This is a genomic window from Clostridium sp., assembly GCF_036781005.1.
Classification (GTDB): Bacteria; Bacillota; Clostridia; order Clostridiales; family Clostridiaceae; genus Clostridium_B.
Window position 1 is genome coordinate 1 of record NZ_DAIQBT010000035.1, and the last position, 19,108, is coordinate 19,108.

The window sequence follows — 19,108 nt, forward strand, 5'->3', positions numbered from 1 at the left end:
GGCCAGCTAAAAAATTTGAAATGATAACTATAGTAATAGTATGACCAATTTTTTTGAGTTGCATACAATATATAAAAGGTAAAATAATTAAAGTTTAGGAATATATAAATGACAAAGTTTTATATTCAAAAAGCCCTGGAATTATCCGGGGCTTTTATTATGAGGCATATTAAAAATATAGCCAGTAAGATATTAGAAGAATTCTAGTTACGCATTAGTATTATACCCAACTTTAAACATTTTATATTTATTTTCCAAAAGTTCATCCAGTTACCTAGAGTATTTTTTATAGAACTGCACAAACTTTAAATGTAGCATCAAAGATTACTATTTAGAGAGGTGTTTATCATGACACGTAACAATAAGTTAGTAGTCCCAGAAGCCAGAGAAGCCTTGAATAGGTTTAAGATGGAGTCAGCCCGAGAGGTTGGAGTAAATTTAAAAGATGGCTACAATGGAGATTTAACTGCCAGAGAAGCTGGCTCTATAGGTGGAAACATGGTTAAGAAAATGATTAAAGCCTATGAAGAAGACTTAAAATAATAAAGTAATGAGAAGCCTGTACCTTTATGGGGTGCAGGCTTTTTAGATTATTTTTATTAAAACAATTTATTGACTTTCTAACCATTTCATTGCTTCATTTGGATTACTAAATACTTTGACTACAACTCCAGCATTAGTGACAAAAGTTGTCTTTTTTTTCATATTCATTTGGCCAATAGTTTTTTCTGGTTGTACCAATGCCCAATATTTCCAACCTGCTTTAGTTGTATTAGGAAACCAAACATTATCGGTCCATTCTGAATCTTGTGGCCTTAAAGCATTATTACTTCTATCATCTGATAGCCATTTTTGAGCTCCATTCTTTTTTAATACTTCAGTTCCTTTGCTTAACAAATTTTGAAGTTGCTCACCGTATATGTACTTTTTTATTTGATGATGTACAATTTTTGTTTCAGGATAATACCATAAAGACGCATATTCATTATCTATAATTGTTGTTTTAGACATTTTAATCCTCCTGTCTTAAATTTATTTTAGATTGCTAAATAATTCATCTTAAAAAATTATATCTGATGATTGTGGGTATAATTTGGAATAAATATGTGAATTTTATGTTGTTATTTGACTATTTTATTTTGTGGTGTATTTCATAATTCCACTTCTAAACTCTGTCATTCCAAATACCTCCATAGCGTGTAAATCCATGTAATTACTTTAAACCTTAATATTAGTGCAATTCTTATGCTAGAATTTACCTTAGTGATGTTTTAAAGTAGGGGGATAAGGGTATGGCTACGAAATGTAAAGAGTGCATGTTCAAGGACATAGATGGGGGAAAATATCCTTGTAATGAGTGTAACGAAATTATGGATTTGAAAGGATATAAAGATAGTGCCAAGAGCCATTTTAAAGAATGGTCTAAAGAAAATATTAATGCGATAGAAAACTCCAAAGAAAAATTAAAGAAAAGACTTGAGGATATTATAAATCCAGATTTAAGAATACATGCAGAATTTTCTATTACATCTGATGGGGATGTGATGATAACTGCATTTTCAAAAGATAATATCAGAGAAGTTACTATCTATCAAATAACTGAGACAGGGGATGAACTAATTGAGAAGACAATAAAATTAGATAGTAAGTTATTTACCAGCCTTAAGAAGTTCATACGTGTAAGATAACAGGAGATTGAAGAAAGAGTTTAGTAGTCGCTCTTCCTTTCTCGAATATAGAATGTAATAATAAAACCCCAGCTTTATTTGCTGGGGTTTTTAGTCTTCTTCTTTTATTTTATAATGCTCTTTTATTATTTTTAATACTAAATTGCTCACAGAGCGATCCTCATATTCTGATTCTTCCAAGAGCATTTTATGTATTTTCTTAGGTATGACAACATTAATCCTTGTATTTTCCTTTTTTATCAAGTTCAAAACCTCCATATATATAAAGTTAAATAAAGTATATATATGGTGGCGGACTGTGGGACTAAAGTCCATCACAGTGATGGACTTAAAATGAAGCAAGAATTATTTTCTTAACCATAGTTTTCTTTTGTTGCAGTAGTGGCAATTTCTACAATTATTATCGCAGGTTGTTTTCAAGTCGTAGCAATCTGTGAATAAATCTTTCGTGCATACATCTGAATGATCAGCTATCTTGGCTAGATTTTCTAAACCTGTGTCACCTTTTTTATTCTCTATATCATTTAATTGACTTCTAGAAATTCCCGTAAGTTTTTGTAATTGTCTCAAAGATATTCCTTTTTCTTCCCTATACTTTTTGATTAATAATTGCATAATACCTACATATTCAACATATATTTTATGTTTATTATTCTAAATTAAAATTTAGAATTAAAATAGAGGTAAATAATTATAATAATCCCTAATCATAAGATATATTGGCGATTGAAATATTTTGCTGTCCGGTCAGACCGGACACGAATGGGCTTATAATAGAACCATAAAAGGTGCACCGTTTAAATATCAAGGATAGGGGGATTTTTAGATGGTAAATAAAGTCTTAAGAAAAAAGAATGTACAAGAATCATGTGGATATATTAGTAATTTTATGGTATTATTATAATAGTTGATTAGAACGGATGTTCTGCAAAAGAGATGTAAAACAAGGGGGACTGTAAGTGACTAAGGATGAGTTAATGAAGGAGGAATTGATTGAAGAATTAAATGGGTTGAATTTAAAAAAATTGAGTGAGTATGACATCGATCGAGAGATATATAAAATTGAGATTATTGTTACCGGGAACAAAGAAGATGGAATTTGTAGTGAATACATTTAATTAGTAGACAAGCACCTGTCATTACAGCAAGTGCTTGTCCATTATCTATCAAATCAATTTGTTGCGAAAATATCTATCCGTAGTAAACACCTCTATTTTGTATACATCTAAGAGGTTTTGCGTTAAGGTTAGAGTTTTACATATTTGTATGGTATAATATGGCTAATGGCTTTGCATAGAAATATCAGCAATGACATTTAAGATTTATGTAATGAGGTAGATAATATGGGATACAGTTTCGTCGATTTAGCAAAGGATACATTTAAATCTGTTATGAGACCACTATCAATAAATGATATTTGGAGGTCTGCTGTAGAATTAGGATATTCAGATAAAGTGACCACTTCTGGTAAGACTCCATGGCAGACTTTGGGTGCAAGAATATATAAAGTAATATGCTCATTAATTTGAATTATATCTAGATTAAAAATTTGAAAAAGAAAGGTATGATGTTTTGTGTTAAATATAAATAAATGTTCTAAAATGCCAATTGTAGCAAATGGGGGAGGTGTATAAGGAATAGCTATTAAAACCTCCCCTCTGTAATAAGTTTGTTTATTTAATAATATGGGAGGAATAAGAATTGGATAAAATAGATCTATATAATTTGGGTTTAAATGAAAGATATATTCATGAAGCCGAAATATTTGAAAAATACTTATATATTGCGAGGGTATCTACTCAATATAAAGATATGTATAAAATAATTACTGAAAATGGAGAAATATTGGCTAAAATCTCTGGTAAATTGAACTATTCATCAAATTCAATTACTGATTACCCAGCAGTTGGAGATTGGGTTTTAGTAGATAGAACTACTGATATGAGTGGAAATGCAATTATTCATCGAATTCTTTCAAGAAAAAGTTATTTTGAGAGAAAGGTATCAGGAACAAGGCTTGAAGGTCAGATAGTTGCTGCTAATATTGATATAGTTTTTATTTGTATGTCTCTAAATAATGATTTCAATATTCGTAGGTTAGAACGATATATTTCAATTGCTTGGGATAGTATGGCAACACCAGTAGTAGTATTAACAAAATCCGATTTATGCAATGATGTTGAGAGTAAGATTTTAGAAGTTGAGTCTATTGCCATCGGTATAGATATAGTAGTTACAAGTAGTGTATTAGAAGATGGATATTTAGCTATAAAAAAATATATTATAAATGGTAAAACTATAGCTTTTATTGGCTCATCAGGTGTTGGAAAGTCTACTCTTATTAATAAACTTACAGGTAATGAGTTCTTAAAAACAAATAATGTGAGAAATGATGATAAAGGAAGGCATACGACTACTCACAGGGAATTGATTTTAGTTCCTGATGGTGGAGTTGTAATAGATACCCCTGGAATGAGAGAATTAGGAATAATAAGTGCAGATTTAGATAAATCTTTTAGTGATATAGAAGAAATAGCTAAAAGGTGCAAGTTTTCAGATTGTCGACACGAAAATGAACCTAAATGTGCTGTTAGAGAGGCTATAGAAGAAGGTGAGCTTGATATAGAGCGTTTAGAAAACTATAAAAAACTTCAAAGAGAGTTAAGGTACAGTGAACTTAATTCAAAAGAACTGGAAAGAGAAAAAATAAATAAAATGTTTGGTAGCATGGGAGCTATGAAAGAGGCTCGAAAATTTATTAAAGGCAAGAATAGAAGACGATAATAAAGTGAAATTGCTTCGTAATATTCATAAATTGAAAGATGGTAAAAAGACTTGCTTACCAGTGAGTCTTTTTGCTATTTATATCAATAAATTTTAAAGGAGGAAAATAAACTATGGCAATAATTGAAAAATATAAAGTAGTACAGGTGTTTGAACCTAAAACCACAAACACTGCAATAACAGGTGATTATGTGACTCTTAAAAATTCTATTACAGCAACTGTTGTTGTAAATCTAGCCCAGACAGCAGGGCATGAGACACAAATATCTCTGTACCAGGCACAGGATGTGGAGGGAACTGGTGCAAAGCCTTTAGTAAATAATGTTCCAATACTTGCAAATGAAGATGTATCAATAAGTGATAAACCTGTGAGACAATCAGATGGGGTAAGCTATACCGTATCCAATACTGCAAAAAATAAACAGGTGATATTTCATATTGACCCGGCTAAACTTGATATAAATAATGGCTTTTGCTGCTTGAATATAAGAGTTGGAGCAAGTTCCCAGGCTACAAACTTTGCAGGTGGTGAATTTATACTGGAGAATAAATATCCACAGGAAGATGTGCTATCAGCAGTAGTTGATTAAACTTAGACCTTTGAGGTGATTTTATGGCTCTAAAAATTATAACACCACTGCAGCAGAACCTATAACTTTGGAAGAAGCAAAACAGCATTTAAGGATATCAGGCAGTGATGATGATATTATTTTATGCAGCATGATTAAGCAGGCTAGGGAGTTTTGTGAAGATTTTCAAAACAAAAAATACATTACCCAAATTTTAGACCTTGTGCTGGATTCTTTTCCGGGGGACAATTATATTTTATTTAAGAACTCCTCACCAGTTCAAAGTGTGGAAAGCATTAAGTACTATGATACAGCTGGAAAAGAGTTTATATTTGACCCGGGTAACTATATTGTTGACAGGGACAGCTTTGTTAATAGAATAATGCTTGCTTACTGCAGGTTATGGCCAACAATTTCACTGCAGACTGCCAGTGGGGTGAGAATTAGATTTACTGCAGGTTTTGGAGATAATGGGAAAAGTGTTCCCGAAACAGTTAAATGGACAATGATACTTCACATGAGGCTTCTTTATGATGATTACAAAGCTGATGAAAGGCGAAAAATCCAAGAGGCGAGAAACTCATTATTAAGTATGAACAGGGTGATACCAATATGAGAACAGAGGAACTAAGGCACAAAATAATACTTCAAAAGCTTACAAATTCTACAAATGAAAATGGCTTTGAAGAGGAAGTATGGGAGGATCACCTGACTGTTTAGGGGTATCAAATCTTTATGGAAGAGAATATTTTCAAGCTACAGCTGTCCAGGCAGAGAAAACTGTTAAATTTACTATAAGATTTATTAAAGATATTACTGAAAGCATGAGGATATTATTTAGAGATAAACAGTACAATATAACTTCTATAGATAATATAAAATATAGGAATAGATATATGGAAATAAAAGCTTTGGAAGTGGAAAGTAGTGGCTAGTATAGAGCTTACAGGTGTGGATGAAATATTAAATAAGCTTCAGCAGATGGGTGTAAACATTAGTAGGTTAGAAAATAAAGCACTCAAAAATGCTGCAGAACCTGTACTTGAAGATGCAAAGGCAAATGTGCCTGTAAGAACCGGGAAACTTAAAAAAGGTCTTAAGATAACCAATGTTAAAAAGAAAGAAGGGGTAAAGTATATTCTTGTAGGCGTTGATAGGGGAGATAATTCAGAGATTTTTTACGGTAAAATTTGCTGCCTTGTATAGAAATATACATTGAAAATCGGGCAATACCGGTAGAAGACTTATTTAAAACAAGTTAATACCGGGATAACTGCAGAAGTTAAAAAGTCTGAAGTATCGTAGAGCATAGGAGATGAAACTATTGTATATAGAATATAATTCTCCCACGAGTGTTTGGCACCTTAACAATGGATTTAAAATCTAGTTGAAGGTGAAAATATATGCCGAACTATATGATGACATATAGAAATAGAGGATAAAAAGCCTTTATGATAACAAAATTGAAATTTATTGAATTTGGGACTTCTAAAATGTCTGCAAGACCATTCCTGCAGACAGCCTACGAGAAAAATAAAGCCAATATACGAAAAACTATAGCCAATACTTTGAAGGGAGGACTTAAGTGATAAATAGTTTAATTCTCCAAGCTTTAAGACCACTCAGGGTTCCTGTTTCATTTCAAAAATACAGGGGAAAGGAAAGTACTTATATAACTTTTTTCAGTTACTTAGAGCAAGGGGAACAGTATGAAGATAATGAAGAAAAGGAAACAGGCTATTATATTCAAATAGATGTGTGGAGTAAAAGTGACTATACAGAACTTGTAGAAAATGTAATAAATCTTATGAAAGCCGCAGGGTTTAGGAGAACCTCTGCGGCTGATTTATTTGAGGAAGATACTAAAATATATCACAAGGCATTGAGATTCCTATATATATAAGTTAGCTATGATAGATTAAAATAGTGTTATAAGAATAGAAAATTAATTGTATAATAAATTTATAAGATAATTCGTAGTTGCAATTAATGACGACTTAGAGCTTGTCCCTAAATAAATTTTCACATCTAAAAAGAGAGATGCTATGAAAAACAATGACTGAAAATAGCTATGGACTCGATAAAGTTATGGGAATTTTTTTATTTATATGAAGGTCAAAATTATTTACGGATAAGTTCTTAACAGCATAAAAGTATTATGATTAGGAACGCTGAATCGTACCACAATTAAGACTCTAAATATTTTTATTAGAAGAATTAAATTAACTAGTAGTTAATTTTTATAAATAAAAGATGAAAATGCTTCAATTGTTTAAATTATATAGCTTTGATATCATTTAATTAACGAAGTCCTAGGTTAATTAGATATACAAATAAATGGAGGAGTTATTTTTATGGGAATAAGTGAGGTTATTAGAAATTATAGAAAAAAGGAAGATCTTACTCAAGAACAAGTTGCTAATTATTTGAATATAAGTGCACCAGCAGTAAATAAATGGGAAAGCGGAATATCATGTCCAGATATAACACTGTTAGCACCTCTTGCACGTGTTTTAAAAATTGATGTTAATACTTTATTAGCATTTAATAAGGAATTAACAGATGTAGAAGTAAAAAAGCTTACAAGAGAGGTAGGTGAAATGGCATCAGAAGAGGGATTCCAAAAGGCTTTTGAAAAGGCCAGTGAATTAATTAAACAATATCCAAGTTGTGATGAGTTGACATATTGGATATCAGTGGTATTAAGAATATATTTATTGGCACCTCAAATTGAGGAAAAAGATAAATATGAAAGAAAAATTATTACTTGGCTTGAACTTGTAGCAGGAAGTAATAAAGAAAAGACAGCTTCTATGGCAAAATTAGAATTATCAGCAATGTATAGGGCGAAAAAAGAGTATAAAAAAGCTCAAGAATTATTAGATAAAATTCCAGAAGTAGATGTAGACAAAAAAATTCAACAGGCATTATTATTTGAAAGTAGCGGGGAAATTGATGAGGCCTATGGCATCTATGAAGGCATATTAAGGGAAAATGCTCATAAAACATTTGCTGCTTTATCTTTTATAATAGCACTGTTATACAAGGAAAAGAAATTTAGTGAAGCAGAAGAATACATAGAGCGTGCTAAAAAGGTTTCTGATGTATTTGATTTAGGAGCATACAATAAATATCAATTAGATTTATCTTTAGCAAGAGAAAAACAGGATAAAGAAAAAGCTATTGAAATGATTATAAATATGGTAAATGAAGCAAGTAGCATGGATAATTCTATGAAGTCAAAGCTTTATAAGCATATTAAATTTAATGTGACAAACACTTGGGACAAAGATAAATATGAAAAAGCAGTAAAAGGGGAATTTAAAAAAGATAAAACCCTTGATTTTATCAAAAATGATTCTAGAATAAAATTTCTGTTGGAATAACACTAAAGCTGGCAAAAAGAGTTGAGTGTATCCTTTTTTAATGAAAAAACTATATCATTTGAAAATGATTGGTAATGGATAATTTTATGATATAAAAATAGCAGCTTCTAATTGCGGGTCGGGGCTACTATTTTTTGCTAGTTCACATTGTTCTTATATTATTCATCAACTTAGAAAGGGCTTATGCCCTTTTTTTATGTCTTTAATTACTATAGTGTTAAAAAATTAAATTAATGAAAGTGAGGTAATAAACTATGTCAGGAATAGTAAACAGTCCACCTATAGGGGTAGAAAATTTAGTATATGCAGTTTTAACGGATGAGACCACAGTAATCTACGGTACACTGGCATTAATTTCACCGGTAATAAATGTAAAGATAAATCCAAAAAGTAATTCGGATACTTTGTATGCTGATAACAGGGCAGTTGAAACAGTATCCACCCTGGGAGAGGTAGAACTTGAAACTCAAGACCTGCCTTTAGAAGTGCAGGCAGTACTTTTAGGTCATACATTAGATGCAGAAACTAAAGTAATGAGCTATGAAGCTGATGATATAGCTCCCTATGTGGCAGTAGGATTTAAGGTGAAAAAGGGTAATGGAAAGTATAGATATGTATGGCTTCTTAAAGGAAAATTTAGTGAACCTGAAGAAGAACATTCAACCCAGGAAGATAAAACAAAATTCCAGACACCAAAACTTAAAGGTACATTCCTTACTAGGGCAGACGGCAGATGGAAATACACAGCTGATGAAGACAGCGGCTTTACAGGTGGGGTTTCCTGGTTTACCAGTGTATATGCTCCAGGAGCTTAATATCAAAGATTGGAGGGATGAACTGTGGAAATAGTATTAAACGATAAAACCTATGTTATGCCAGGTGTAAAAACACGTATACTTAGAAAGGCCATGGAGATAAATGAAAATATAGATTTTAACAACCTAAAGACAAAGGATTTAGACGGCTTAGTTGATTTTGTGGTAGAGCTTTACGGTAATAAATTTACAAGGGATGATTTTTACGATGGACTAGATGCAGATAAACTTATAGAAACTTTAAATAACAGCATAAATGGAATAGTGGGAAACCTGGGAAATAAATTAAACCAGTTCCCAAACAAGTAAGCGGGGGCAGCAGTGAAAAGCTGTCTCCGCCTGACTTTGTAAAAGAGATCTATCTGGAGCTTTTAGGACAGGGATGGACATTAAATGATATTGACGGCATGGATATATTTTATTACTTTGATATTTTAATCTACAGGGCTAACAAGGAATACAGGAAAAATTTAAATGCCGTTTTAAATATATTGTAGAGGTGGTGGGAGAGTTGGCAGAAGAACTTGGAAGTCTGGCGGTAAAAATAGGACTGGATTCAAGTGGGTTCCAAAATGGTATAAGCAGTATTAACAGAAGCCTTAGGGTACTTGACAGCGAGTTTAAAGCAAATACTGCAGCCCTTGGAGAAAATGGAAAAGGTCTTGAGGGGCTTAAATTAAAATCAGAAAGCCTTTCAAAACAATTAGAACTCCAAAAGCAAAAGGTAAGTACCCTTGAGCAGGCCTACACCAAAAGTGCCGAGACTAAAGGCAAAGACAGTAAAGCTACCCAAGACCTTGAGATAAAATTAAATAAAGCAAAACAGACCCTCTCACAGATGGAAAATGAACTTTCAAAGACAAATAAAGAAATAGAGGCACAAAGCAGCAGGTGGACTTCTTTAAGTAAAAGTCTAGATGGTATAGGAAGTAAAATGAAAACTGTAGGTGAAGGGTTTTCAAATGTGGGAAGCAAACTTTCACTTGCAGTAACTGCACCTCTTGTTGCCGCAGGGGCTGCAAGTGTAAAGCTTGCCTCAGACACAGCTGAGAGCATGAACAAAGTTCAGGTTGCATTTGGAAGTGCCAACCAAAAGGTAAAGGACTGGTCAGATACCACTTTGAAAAGCTTTGGTATAGCAAGGGGAACAGCCCTTGATATGTCAGCACTTTATGGGGATATGGCAACAAGTATGGGGTTAAGTCAGGAAGAAGCTGCAAAGATGTCTATGTCCCTTGTTGGTCTTGCAGGTGACTTATCAAGTTTTAAAAACATTGATATAAAACAGGCAGAGGATGCTTTAAACGGCATATTTACAGGTGAGACAGAAAGCTTAAAAATGCTGGGGGTAGTTATGACAGATGCAAACCTGCAGCAGTATGCCTATTCTAAGGATATACAAAAGAGAACCCAGGATATGACAGAAGCTGAAAAAGTACAGCTTAGATATAACTATGTTATGGATAAAACTAAAAATGCCCATGGCGATTTTGAACGAACAGGTGCAGGTGCTGCCAACCAGATGAGGGTATTTCAAGAGAGCTTGAAAGAACTTGGTGCCACCCTGGGGCAGAATATACTCCCTGTAATAACTCCTATAATTACCACATTAAATGAATGGATACAGGCATTTGGAAAACTGAACCAGGGTTCCCAGAGGATAATACTCATCGTAGGTGCACTAATTGCTGTAGTTGGTCCAGTCCTGGTTGCAATTGGCAGTGTGGTAAAAGCTGTAGGTGAGATATCCTCGGCCATTTCTAAGGTATCAGCTGCCGCAAGCAGTTTGGGTGGTATGTCTAAAATACTTGGAATGGTATTTAACCCCTGGGTAATTGGAATAGGTCTTGCCATAGTTGCAGGGTATGAAATTTATAAACACTGGGATGTTATCAAGCAGGGAGCTTCTAACCTCTGGAACAATCTTACGGCTGTTTTTGAAAATATAAAAACCTCTATAGTTAATGCCTGGGGGAATGTAAAAACTACAACGGTAAATACCTGGGAAAACCTAAAAAGCACCATAGGTAATACCCTGGAAAATATAAGGACATCTATGGCAGGTGCCTGGGACAGTGTGAAAACCACAGTAATGAATGTCTGGGAAAATATAAAAACTACCATAAATAATGCACTGGAGAAAATAAAGAGTTTTCTAGAGCCAGCCTTAAATTTTTATAAGACTATATTCCAAAATACTTGGGACATTATAAAAAATATTATACTGGGTGCTGTACTTATAATTCTTGATATAGTTACAGGGAATTTTACAAAGCTAAAGTCAGATATAGAAAACATATGGAACAATATAAAAACAGCCTTGATAAATATATGGGAGATTTTAAAAAATACAGCGATAAATGCCTGGACTAAATTAAAGGAGGCAGTATTAAACCTTTGTACCAGTATTAAAGAAGGTACCCTTGGCACATGGGATAATATAAAGACATCCCTTGCAAATATATGGGAAGCTATAAAAAACACAGCTGTAGGTGCCTGGACTAAATTAAAGGAAACTGTAATAAACCTCTGTGCAAATATAAAAGAAGTGGTTATAAATCTATGGAATGGCATTTTATCATGGTTTTCTGAACTGCCCGGTAAGCTTTACAGCTGTGGCTCAAATATGTTTACCAAAATGAAAGAGGGAGTAAGTAGTACCATAGGAAGCGTGAAAAGTTCTATAGAAAGTGGCATAAATAGTGCTTTGAGTTATTTAGCAAGTCTTCCATCTGAAGCGTGGAAATATGGGGCAGATTTTGTTCAGAGAATTGTAAATGGAATAAGGTCAGATGCAGGAAAAGTTCAAGATGCGGTAAGTGCACTGGCAGCTAAAATAAGGAGCTATCTGCATTTTTCAGTTCCAGATGAAGGACCACTTACTGACTATGAAAGCTGGATGCCGGATTTTATGAGTGGTTTTGCTGAGGGCATAAATAAAAGTAAGTCCGTAGTAATAGAAGCTGTAAGGGGACTGTCACTGGATATGAAAGTAAATACTAGGGCATCTGTAGAAGTACCAGATAACAATACGATAGCACAGGGTAGAGATTCAAATAGTAACATGGGATTTACTCTGCATATAGAAAACTTCATTAATAACACAGATAAGGATATAGAACAGCTGAAGATATAACACTAGGCGTTGAATGTTCTGTAAAAGATAATTTAAATGTAGCAGATAAAATTGATGATATTAAAGCCTGGCTTTTTGGGGCAGATGAAAGCGATCTGATATTCAGCTTTCAAGCAGATAAAAAATACATTGCACAGGTGGTAAATGCTATTGATTTTAAACAGGTCTATAGGTATTTCAGTCAGTTTCCCATAATATTTAACTGCAGGCCATTTAAATATGCAGTGGGAAATAATATGGTAACTCTAAATACTTCAGGTACAGCTGTAACTAATCCGGGGAGCTTAGAAAGCGAACCTGTAATAAGTATTTATGGCTCCGGTGATATAGTTTTAAAAATAAATGAAGACCAGATAACTTTTTAAGATATAACCGAAAAGGTCATAGTGAACTCAGTTATACAGGACTGCTATGATGATGGAGGAAATAATTTAAATAGCAAGATGACAGGTGAATTTTTAAAATTAAAGTCAGGTGAAAATACTATAGAGTGGAGTGGCGGTGTTACTAAAGTAGAACTTTTACCCAACTGGCGGTGGCTGTAATGATCTGCATCTACGATAAAAAAACTACCAAAGGAAACTTTAATAATAACGGCCTTGGAGTTTTAAGTGAAGCCATAAGCTGCTATGTAACAGAAGAATTAAATGGAGAGTTTTCATTAGAACTAGAGTATCCTGCAAGTTCTAAAAAATCAAAGTACCTAGTAGAGTGGAACATAATAAAAGCAGACGGACAGCTCTTTAGAATATATATGGTAGAAAAAGATAGTGATGATAAAAATATTATTAAAGTGTGGGCAAAGCATATATTCTATGCCCTTTCCTATTATTTTATAGAAAGTATTGAAGGTAAGAACTGCAGTGTAAAAACAGCTCTTGAGAAATCTTTAATAGGAGATTTGCTTACCATATATACAGTAGACAGTGATATTATAACAGCTAATTCGATCAGCCTTGAAGAAAAGAATCCAGTAGAAGCTATATTTTCTATAATCAATATATGGGAATGCGGTGAACTTAAAAGGGATAACTTTGATATTAAAATCCTCACTTCCATTGGAAAAGATGCAGGAGTTTTAATTGCACAGGGTAAAAATATATCAGGCCTGAAGTTCAATATAGATACCACAAGTGTTGTAACAAAACTCTACCCCGTAGGAAAAGATGGCATAAAACTTACTGAAAAATATATAAGTGTGCCTAACTGGGACAGTGAAAAGTACCCGCCCTTTCCTATTATAAAAAAGGTAGAGTTTAAGGATGCAGAGGATGAAGTTACTTTAAGACTACTTACCCAGGAAGCCGCAAGTGTAATAGGGTTAAGTAAAGTGAGCATTGATGTAGATTTTGTTGAACTTAGTAAGACTAAAGAATATGAAAATTATAAACATCTCCAGACAGCTAATATAGGAGATACAGTTATAGTAAGGCATAAGGACTTTGAAATAGATGTAAAAGTCCCTGTAGTTAAAATAAAGAAGGACATTTTAACTGGAGTAAATGTTAACTGGAGTAAATGTTAAAGTTGAACTTGGTCAGCCAAAAGACAGTATATTAAACCAGCTTGATACGGCATCTATTAAAACTACATTAGATGAACTTGGTAATAAAGTAGCAGAATCTTTTAGCTCTATGCTGTATGTACTTTAACCATGCAGATTCAGCTTGATAATAGGGACATTCCATTTACCCCAAAACAAAAGCTCCAGCAGGGAGATAATACAATTGGAATACCCCTTGGAATCCCTCAAGTATCTCAGGGGGCACACTATATTGCTGTATTTTTAAAGGCGGATACAGGAATATTAAGCATACCAATGTTTAACTTGCAGCGCATGATTGATGGGAGAAATCTTCAGGGCGGTTTAGACTCAGATTCACCACATGCAGAATGTTTTGAGAAGCAAAGTTTTGTAAATATGAACGGTCTATATTTCAGTAAAATTAAGGGCAACTATATTGAAACTGAGTTACAAAATCCTATAACTTCAATGTTAGGTACCCATCAAACAGCAGATATAGCAGCAATCAGTAGTGGAAGACAGATGAGTACAAATTATGCCCTTTCAATCAAAAAGTATGGTGATATTTTATATTTAACTTATCAGTATAAGGACAAATATGTGATAGATGAAAATATTCTAACAATAGATAATGACGGACTTTACTTTAGAACAGTTTATGAAGGTACGTCGGTTAATGAAACCATAGATTCAGGAAAACTGTACAGCTTTGAACTTTTAGACAGCAGTAATTTTCAAGCTATTGAAAAACTGGAGGTGAAGTAGAATGGGAGTATACAGCAGCACTATAATTGCTCCAAAAGGAAACAGTGGAATGACTTTAATAAGTTGCCATAATGATGACAATACTGTAAGTTTTCTGGATATAGGTTTTGACTTTTACTACAATGGAGTAAATTGTAGGACTACTGTTAAAACAAACGGCAACTCATGGGTTGGGTTTACCGGGGCAACCGAGCAGCTAAAAATAAATAGAAGGGATGCAGGGGCGGACAATATCTATTATTGCCAGGAAACTGTAAATGGTAAACTTACCTTTAGAATTAGATGGGAAGGTCATGGAGTGTACAGCACCTGGGGGACTCTTAATTTAGTATGGGAGCTGATACTTTTTAATGACAGTGCCATGGTACTTGTTATTGAGTTGATACCTAATACGGGAACAAATTCTTTTGTGAATCCAACATTAGGAACTACCACTTTAACCATTGAAAATAATAAATCCTATGCTTTTATCCTGGGGCAGGAGCAGGGAAAGGCATACACTATTCAGGAAGGCTCCTATATTCAGCCAAACATTAAATACCTCATGGCAGATGGAAATGATATTAAACACTGGGATACCTCATCTTCAAGTTATGTTAAGGTTTCAGAACTTCCACTAACCGCAGATAAATTCCAAAACTATGGTGATGACAATTACCATAAAGAAAGGACAGGACTTATATCTACTTCTCCAATATTGAAAATATGGTCACCTATAACTGAGATGGTGGCACCTGTGGTGACTCAAATAATTAAGCCAAAGCCTGTAATTGTGAAGATGAAAGAAGATATTTTATTTACTGAAGCATATATAGTAGATATAGTTAATGCAGTAGTGACTATAGATAACACAGGCAGTGGAATCATAGTTTTCATAGTAAGTGTAGATAGTGGAACTTCATGGAAATCGTGGAATGGAAGTTCATGGATGCTAATTGATATAACAAATATGGAGGATGTGAAGACTAAAGGGATGACAGTTTCAGTGCTTCAAGGAATTGCTGAAGCACAATGGACATCTCTTGGTCTTTCAGATAAGAAGGTAAGATTTGCATGGTATATGGAAATTACTTCAAGTACGGATGTTTTCAAATTAAAGGAGATAATGGTTAACTATAGTACTGTGTAGAAGAGAAATTGGTTAAAAATTCTTCAGATGATTTATATTCCCTCAAATTTCATGATATACTAGAATTAGTTATGTCAAAGTTGTAAGTTATTGAGGTCCTTTAATAAAATAGGTGAATTGAAAATTTAATAATACTTAGAGAAGGTGGTTGTAAGCTTAATGAACTATTTCTATGGGACTTTATTTTTTCAATTAATTTTGTATATTTTTTGCATTTTTAAAGTAATAATAGGCTTAAAATTATTTCTAAAGGAAAGGAAAAAAAGTTATCTGATATTAATAATCATATTAATGCCGTTAGTGTTATCACTTTTTTATGATATTACGCTGCCTAAAATTAAAGATATAAGGTACGCTTTGAATGGAGACTTATTAGTCTATAAGGGAACAGTAGAAAAAACCTATATAACAGGGCCTTTCAATTCATTTATTTTAGATGGTAAAGAATATCAATATAATCCCTGGAGTTTTAAACCTATAGAAAAAAATAAATATAAACTTTATTATTTGCCTAATAGTAAATTTGTTGTGAGATACGAAAATGAGAAGTAAAAACATAATATACTTAGTTATGACGGGAGTATAAAATATTGCATACGAATAACATCTTGAAAGGGGAGAACTAAAATGACAAGAAAAATAGAAGAAGAATGTTTAGATAATATAGAAATTAAAAATATGTATACAGAGAAAGATTATAAATTAAATTTAAGAAAAGAAACTCAACATTTCATAATTCATTACACTAAATTTGACAATAAATGTATAGATGAAGTTTTCCATGTTCTTGAAAATAATTATAATAGAATTACTAATAATTTCAATCAACAACTTCAAGACAGATTGATTATAGAGATTCATCCAGATCACAATCAACTTCATATAGCTTTAGGATTTCCCAATGCACCTGATTGGGTAAGAGGAGGACTTGGGATAGGCAAAATTGTAATAGCGTCACCTTTAAATCCGCCACCAGGTTCAGATTTTTATAATGTATTAAATACAGCGGTTCACGAATTTGTACATATCATAGTAAATAAAATAAATAAGAATACACCAAGGTGGTTGAATGAAGGGATTGCATGTTATGAAGCAAAAGACAATAATGAAAACTGGATAATAAAAACTATTAAAAATGGATTGGTAAATAATATTCTTCCTACATTTAACGATTTAGATACAGGGGATGACTTTGAAACGTTTTTCAAACGTAATGGGTATCAATACTCATATACTATAGTAGAATCAATAATTAAATTATTTGGCTATAATAAGTTGTGTAACTTAATAAAAGCACCAAATAGTTTTGCAAAGATTTTTGGAATAACCAAAGATGAACTTCAAGATAAATGGATTGATTATATAAAAATCAACTACTTGTTAAATTAGACAATTATAAGTTTCATATTTACATTTAATAAATATACTTTGAAAGGATATCAATTAAGAGTTAACATACCACTTGGATTGAATGATAGTAATTGATTATTAGCAAGGAGGAAATAAATTATGGGCTTTAATATAATTAATATGAATATTTGGAAGAGAACAGAGTGCTTTAATCATTTCTTTAATAATGCAAAATGTACATACAGTATAACTGTTAATATTGGTATTACAAATCTTTATAATTATATAAAAACCAATAAGTTGAGATTTTATCCAACTTTTACATGGGTTGTTTCAAAAGTTATAAATAAGTATCAAGAATTTAAAATGGCATTTGATAAGGAACACAGATTAGGATTCTTTGATGAAATTGGCCCAAGCTATTCTGTATTAAATGATAAAACAAAAGTAATGAGCGATTTATATACAGCATTTAATACTGTGTTTTTGAATTTTTACGAGGATATGATAAATGCATTAAATAGTTATAAAAGTAATACTAATTTTACTACTCAGTTCCAAAATAATTTTTTTATTGTTTCATGTTTGCAATGGTTTAATTACACATCTTCTAATGTAAATAATGAAGGAAGTAGTTCTTTTCTGTTTCCAATGGTAACATGGGGAAAGTTTTTTAAAGAAGGTAATAAAATTGTTATGCCAGTAACTATTCAGGTTCACCATGCAGTTGCTGATGGATACCATTGTTCATTGTTTTTTTCAGATGTACAAGAAATATCATCAAACCCAGAGCGATATCTCTAAATAGTGAGGTAATTGTATATGAATGTTACTCAGATAATACAAACCACGGCATTTTTATTATTAGCAGTACTAATCCTTGTGGATTACATAGTTATTAAAAAGCCTTATAAGTACGTAATAATTTTATTTACAGTACCTGCCATAATAGTTCAAACACCAGTAGTTAAAAATTTAAATAGAAATTTAGAATTAATATTTGGTACAATATATTTTATGCTCACTATAATTTTTTTGATTTATTATGTGGTCAGAGAGGCAAGTAGAAAGAAATAGCATTACAATGCATATATTCTGCCTCATAAAAATCAGTAATCCTGTTTAAAAAACAGTTTTCAAAGGGAGCATTTAAAAAGGAAGGGGAGTATATTTAAATGGAGAACGAATGCACATTGTACAATGCTTACAGTACATTTTGGACAAATAATAAATGATGTAGCTGTTAAATTTTCCTTCAAAATTGAAGAGGAAGGTTAATAGAAGTTCCTGTCTCATCTTCTAAGCCTTATGAATACGGGAAGTGTGAAAATAGACATGAGAAAGATCATCTTGCTTAAACATTATGGGGTATTTTCAGGACAATAAAAGGTTATTGGATCTTGTCTAAAATAAAGTGAGTGATCCGATTTCAAAAATATGAAAAGGGGGACATATTTATGCAACTCAGAACTTGGTTGAAATATTTAATCTATACTTTTATTATCATTGCGTTTATGTATTTGGGAGAATATGTTTTCATTTACATAAAAAAGTTACGTGAAGTGACATTTAATTCATCTGTTTATCAATACGATTTAATAATATTTATTTTCTATGCAGCAATTGGTTTCCTCATTGGTCTAGAATACTTCTTAAAAGAAAAGAGAAAAGAAGGAAGATGGAAGATAAATGTACCCAAATTAATACTAATGGGCTTACCAAGCCTATATTTTTCACTTTATGCCTTTATATTTTATTGTTCTGTACCATCTGTAGTAAATATATTAATACAACCGATTGTATTCTTTTTAAACAATATAACTTTCATGGCTATATTTCAGTTATTATTTGGATATGTAATTATTACAAGTTTATATAAAGAACTTGAGGAGTAGGTTTAATTAATTCTAGTTTGGAATATTTTTAATTTGTATTACCAGTATAAAATAAATTGAATAAAA

At 32.3% G+C, this 19,108-nt stretch carries 28 protein-coding genes and 1 pseudogene; 26 read left to right on the top strand and 3 right to left on the bottom strand.

Translation table 11 applies throughout. The annotated features are described in order from the left end of the window. The first annotated feature begins 348 nt into the window (after positions 1–348). Positions 349–543, top strand: coding sequence for an alpha/beta-type small acid-soluble spore protein (locus V7Q02_RS12695; RefSeq protein ID WP_333861402.1), 195 nt, complete (start codon positions 349–351; stop codon positions 541–543). 66 nt (positions 544–609) lie between these two features. Here V7Q02_RS12695 and V7Q02_RS12700 read toward each other — a convergent pair whose 3' ends face one another. Continuing rightward, entirely contained in the window at positions 610–1,011 is a 402-nt protein-coding gene (locus V7Q02_RS12700) for a hypothetical protein (RefSeq protein ID WP_333861403.1), read from the bottom strand. Positions 1,012–1,292: 281 nt separating this feature from the next. Between V7Q02_RS12700 and V7Q02_RS12705 the strand changes: the two genes are divergently transcribed. Then, complete coding sequence (locus V7Q02_RS12705) at positions 1,293–1,688, top strand: hypothetical protein (protein ID WP_333861404.1); 396 nt, start codon at positions 1,293–1,295, stop codon at positions 1,686–1,688. Positions 1,689–1,778: 90 nt separating this feature from the next. On the opposite strand, the gene V7Q02_RS12710 is transcribed toward V7Q02_RS12705, so the two are convergent. Both V7Q02_RS12710 and V7Q02_RS12715 read right to left on the bottom strand, forming a co-directional pair. Further along, on the bottom strand, positions 1,779–1,931 hold the full coding sequence (locus V7Q02_RS12710) for a ribbon-helix-helix domain-containing protein (protein WP_333861405.1): 153 nt from the start codon (positions 1,929–1,931) through the stop codon (positions 1,779–1,781). A gap of 102 nt (positions 1,932–2,033) precedes the next feature. Then, the gene (locus V7Q02_RS12715; protein ID WP_333861406.1) at positions 2,034–2,303 is read right to left on the bottom strand and encodes a helix-turn-helix domain-containing protein; all 270 of its coding nucleotides are present in this window, start codon (positions 2,301–2,303) and stop codon (positions 2,034–2,036) included. Between the two features lie 344 nt (positions 2,304–2,647). Between V7Q02_RS12715 and V7Q02_RS12720 the strand changes: the two genes are divergently transcribed. The 24 genes and pseudogenes from V7Q02_RS12720 to V7Q02_RS12835 all read left to right on the top strand — a co-directional run bounded on the left by V7Q02_RS12720 (position 2,648) and on the right by V7Q02_RS12835 (position 19,042). Beyond that, positions 2,648–2,806 (top strand): hypothetical protein, encoded by a 159-nt coding sequence (locus tag V7Q02_RS12720; protein WP_333861407.1) that lies wholly within the window; start codon positions 2,648–2,650, stop codon positions 2,804–2,806. A gap of 225 nt (positions 2,807–3,031) precedes the next feature. After that, complete coding sequence (locus V7Q02_RS12725; RefSeq protein ID WP_333861409.1) at positions 3,032–3,217, top strand: HTH domain-containing protein; 186 nt, start codon at positions 3,032–3,034, stop codon at positions 3,215–3,217. A gap of 172 nt (positions 3,218–3,389) precedes the next feature. Further along, entirely contained in the window at positions 3,390–4,472 is a 1,083-nt protein-coding gene (gene rsgA, locus V7Q02_RS12730; protein ID WP_333861411.1) for a ribosome small subunit-dependent GTPase A, read from the top strand. 113 nt (positions 4,473–4,585) lie between these two features. Beyond that, on the top strand, positions 4,586–5,062 hold the full coding sequence (locus V7Q02_RS12735; protein ID WP_333861412.1) for a hypothetical protein: 477 nt from the start codon (positions 4,586–4,588) through the stop codon (positions 5,060–5,062). 67 nt (positions 5,063–5,129) lie between these two features. Beyond that, positions 5,130–5,657, top strand: coding sequence for a head-tail connector protein (locus V7Q02_RS12740; RefSeq protein WP_333861413.1), 528 nt, complete (start codon positions 5,130–5,132; stop codon positions 5,655–5,657). Continuing rightward, positions 5,654–5,976, top strand: a pseudogene (locus V7Q02_RS12745) (phage head closure protein). Before V7Q02_RS12740 ends, V7Q02_RS12745 begins: the two are co-directional and overlap by 4 nt. After that, positions 5,969–6,247: an HK97-gp10 family putative phage morphogenesis protein gene (locus tag V7Q02_RS12750; protein ID WP_333861415.1), complete on the top strand. Its 279-nt coding sequence runs from the start codon at positions 5,969–5,971 to the stop codon at positions 6,245–6,247. Before V7Q02_RS12745 ends, V7Q02_RS12750 begins: the two are co-directional and overlap by 8 nt. Positions 6,248–6,492: 245 nt before the next feature. Next, positions 6,493–6,630 carry an HK97-gp10 family putative phage morphogenesis protein gene (locus tag V7Q02_RS12755; protein ID WP_333861416.1) on the top strand — a complete coding sequence of 46 codons (138 nt, stop codon included), beginning with the start codon at positions 6,493–6,495 and terminating at the stop codon, positions 6,628–6,630. Then, positions 6,627–6,944, top strand: a complete 318-nt coding sequence (locus V7Q02_RS12760) for a hypothetical protein (RefSeq protein ID WP_333861417.1) — start codon at positions 6,627–6,629, stop codon at positions 6,942–6,944. The genes V7Q02_RS12755 and V7Q02_RS12760 overlap by 4 nt, the downstream gene beginning before the upstream one ends. A 451-nt stretch (positions 6,945–7,395) precedes the next feature. Beyond that, positions 7,396–8,427, top strand: coding sequence for a helix-turn-helix domain-containing protein (locus V7Q02_RS12765; protein WP_333861418.1), 1,032 nt, complete (start codon positions 7,396–7,398; stop codon positions 8,425–8,427). Between the two features lie 254 nt (positions 8,428–8,681). Next, positions 8,682–9,242, top strand: a complete 561-nt coding sequence (locus V7Q02_RS12770) for a major tail protein (protein WP_333861419.1) — start codon at positions 8,682–8,684, stop codon at positions 9,240–9,242. Between the two features lie 24 nt (positions 9,243–9,266). Then, positions 9,267–9,551, top strand: coding sequence for a phage tail assembly chaperone G (gene gpG / locus V7Q02_RS12775; protein ID WP_333861420.1), 285 nt, complete (start codon positions 9,267–9,269; stop codon positions 9,549–9,551). A gap of 202 nt (positions 9,552–9,753) precedes the next feature. Next, positions 9,754–12,378, top strand: a complete 2,625-nt coding sequence (locus tag V7Q02_RS12780) for a phage tail tape measure protein (RefSeq protein WP_333861421.1) — start codon at positions 9,754–9,756, stop codon at positions 12,376–12,378. Next, a complete protein-coding gene (locus tag V7Q02_RS12785) occupies positions 12,375–12,743 on the top strand; it encodes a distal tail protein Dit (protein WP_333861444.1) in 369 nt (122 codons plus the stop codon). The genes V7Q02_RS12780 and V7Q02_RS12785 overlap by 4 nt, the downstream gene beginning before the upstream one ends. 21 nt (positions 12,744–12,764) lie before the next feature. After that, positions 12,765–12,923 (top strand): hypothetical protein, encoded by a 159-nt coding sequence (locus V7Q02_RS12790; RefSeq protein WP_333861422.1) that lies wholly within the window; start codon positions 12,765–12,767, stop codon positions 12,921–12,923. Further along, positions 12,923–13,903 (top strand): phage tail spike protein, encoded by a 981-nt coding sequence (locus V7Q02_RS12795; RefSeq protein WP_333861423.1) that lies wholly within the window; start codon positions 12,923–12,925, stop codon positions 13,901–13,903. Before V7Q02_RS12790 ends, V7Q02_RS12795 begins: the two co-directional genes overlap by 1 nt. Beyond that, on the top strand, positions 13,881–14,030 hold the full coding sequence (locus V7Q02_RS12800) for a hypothetical protein (protein ID WP_333861424.1): 150 nt from the start codon (positions 13,881–13,883) through the stop codon (positions 14,028–14,030). Before V7Q02_RS12795 ends, V7Q02_RS12800 begins: the two co-directional genes overlap by 23 nt. 2 nt (positions 14,031–14,032) lie before the next feature. Continuing rightward, positions 14,033–14,668, top strand: coding sequence for a hypothetical protein (locus V7Q02_RS12805; RefSeq protein WP_333861425.1), 636 nt, complete (start codon positions 14,033–14,035; stop codon positions 14,666–14,668). 1 nt (position 14,669) lies between these two features. Continuing rightward, positions 14,670–15,797, top strand: a complete 1,128-nt coding sequence (locus V7Q02_RS12810) for a hypothetical protein (protein WP_333861426.1) — start codon at positions 14,670–14,672, stop codon at positions 15,795–15,797. A 291-nt stretch (positions 15,798–16,088) separates the two neighbouring features. Further along, the gene (locus tag V7Q02_RS12815) at positions 16,089–16,349 is read left to right on the top strand and encodes a hypothetical protein (RefSeq protein ID WP_333861427.1); all 261 of its coding nucleotides are present in this window, start codon (positions 16,089–16,091) and stop codon (positions 16,347–16,349) included. Between the two features lie 75 nt (positions 16,350–16,424). Then, a complete protein-coding gene (locus tag V7Q02_RS12820; RefSeq protein ID WP_333861428.1) occupies positions 16,425–17,186 on the top strand; it encodes a peptidase MA family metallohydrolase in 762 nt (253 codons plus the stop codon). Between the two features lie 120 nt (positions 17,187–17,306). Next, on the top strand, positions 17,307–17,951 hold the full coding sequence (locus tag V7Q02_RS12825; RefSeq protein ID WP_333861429.1) for a CatA-like O-acetyltransferase: 645 nt from the start codon (positions 17,307–17,309) through the stop codon (positions 17,949–17,951). An 18-nt stretch (positions 17,952–17,969) separates the two neighbouring features. Then, positions 17,970–18,224, top strand: coding sequence for a hypothetical protein (locus V7Q02_RS12830; protein WP_333861430.1), 255 nt, complete (start codon positions 17,970–17,972; stop codon positions 18,222–18,224). A 380-nt stretch (positions 18,225–18,604) separates the two neighbouring features. Further along, on the top strand, positions 18,605–19,042 hold the full coding sequence (locus V7Q02_RS12835; protein ID WP_333861431.1) for a hypothetical protein: 438 nt from the start codon (positions 18,605–18,607) through the stop codon (positions 19,040–19,042). Positions 19,043–19,108: the final 66 nt, after the last annotated feature.